2 pseudogenes are annotated in these 1,240 nt (G+C 69.6%); both read right to left on the bottom strand.

Going from position 1 to position 1,240, the window contains the following annotated elements:
- Positions 1 to 384, bottom strand: a pseudogene (locus EOA27_RS37075) (hypothetical protein); the annotation flags it as partial.
- Positions 381 to 1,240: pseudogene (locus tag EOA27_RS37070) on the bottom strand (SWIM zinc finger family protein); the annotation flags it as partial. The pseudogenes EOA27_RS37075 and EOA27_RS37070, both read right to left, overlap by 4 nt.

Below are 1,240 nucleotides of genomic sequence, written 5' to 3'. Positions count from 1 at the left end.
ATTCTGATCCGACGCAGCCGGCATCCAGTCCATCGGATGGGTGACGAAGCCACGGCTGGCGACGAGCGTGGCCACGCGGGTCTTGAGCCTTGCATCGGCCGCATATTTCAATGCGGCACGCAGCAACGGCCGCAGGCGTTCAGGCAGCATCGGCAAGGCCAGCACCGGCAGCGGCGGGCGCCGCTTCAAGCTCTTCGGCGCCGCGGGGCGGAGCGCGACATCCAGTGCCTGCCCGGCGATGGCCAACAGCCGCCGCTCCTGCTCGTCCGGGCTGAAAGCGGTGGCTACCTCTTTCCACTCGACCGGGGCGAATTCGAACATGGCGCCGCCGGAAATCCAGCCGTCGCGCAACCGCGCCAGCCCTGCTTGGTCGAGTTCGTTCATGACAGATCGAGCCTCCCGATGCTGCTTTGCGAGGCCAGCAGCTCGAGCCTGGCGCCATTCCAGAGCGCCGCCGTCGCCGCGAGATCGATGCCGAGCAAGGTCTGGTGGACGGACCCGGCGACAGGCAAGGCGATGCCGTGCGGATCGTTTGCCGCCTGCCACCAGGCGCCGTCCTTTTCGTCCAACGCGATCGCGCCGGCGGGCAGGATGATGGGGCAGTCCGACAGCCATGGGGCGCCGTCCTGGAAGGCGGCGTAGGCGGCCAGCGGATCGCCGGCTGCATCCGGGACGAATGTCGGCCACGCGCCGGGCGCCACGTCGCCCAGCCGTTCGGCGACCAGCGCCCGCAGCGGATTGCGCGACGGATAGAACACCAGCCTCGCTCTGAAGCGGTCGCCCGCCGCGAAGGCGCCGGAGCGCCGTCCGGCGGAAGCCGGGAAGAAATCGAGCAGCACCGCAAATCGCGGCGTCGTGCTTTTCAGGTCGAGCAGCCAGGTCGCGTGACTGACGAGGCCGTCGCGGCGGGTCTCGATCTTTTCGCCAAGCACCTCCCAGTCGCTCTCGACCTGAACGGCATCGGGGTTGGCGAGGATCTGGTCGCGCGTCTCCGATGCCGAGACCAGGCGTTTCAGCTCGGCATCATCGGGTGCCGCGCGCCAGGCCTTGGCAAGCAGCACCAGCTTGCCCAGCTCGCGGATCGCGGCGTCCGGCCGCTCCTCGCCGCGCAGCGCCATCAGCTTCGCGGGCAATTCGTCAATGCGCCCGGCGAGCGCCGTCGCCTTCAGGTCGACCAGCCGTGCGGCGATGCGGCGGCAGCGCTCGCTCGAGGCATCGACAAAGCCGGCCAGGCCGAGCC

It is taken from the genome of Mesorhizobium sp. M2A.F.Ca.ET.037.01.1.1 (genome assembly GCF_003998075.1).
Lineage (GTDB): Bacteria > Pseudomonadota > Alphaproteobacteria > Rhizobiales > Rhizobiaceae > Mesorhizobium.
Note: the sequence above shows the minus strand (reverse complement) of the source record. Positions and strands in the feature narration are given on the sequence as shown.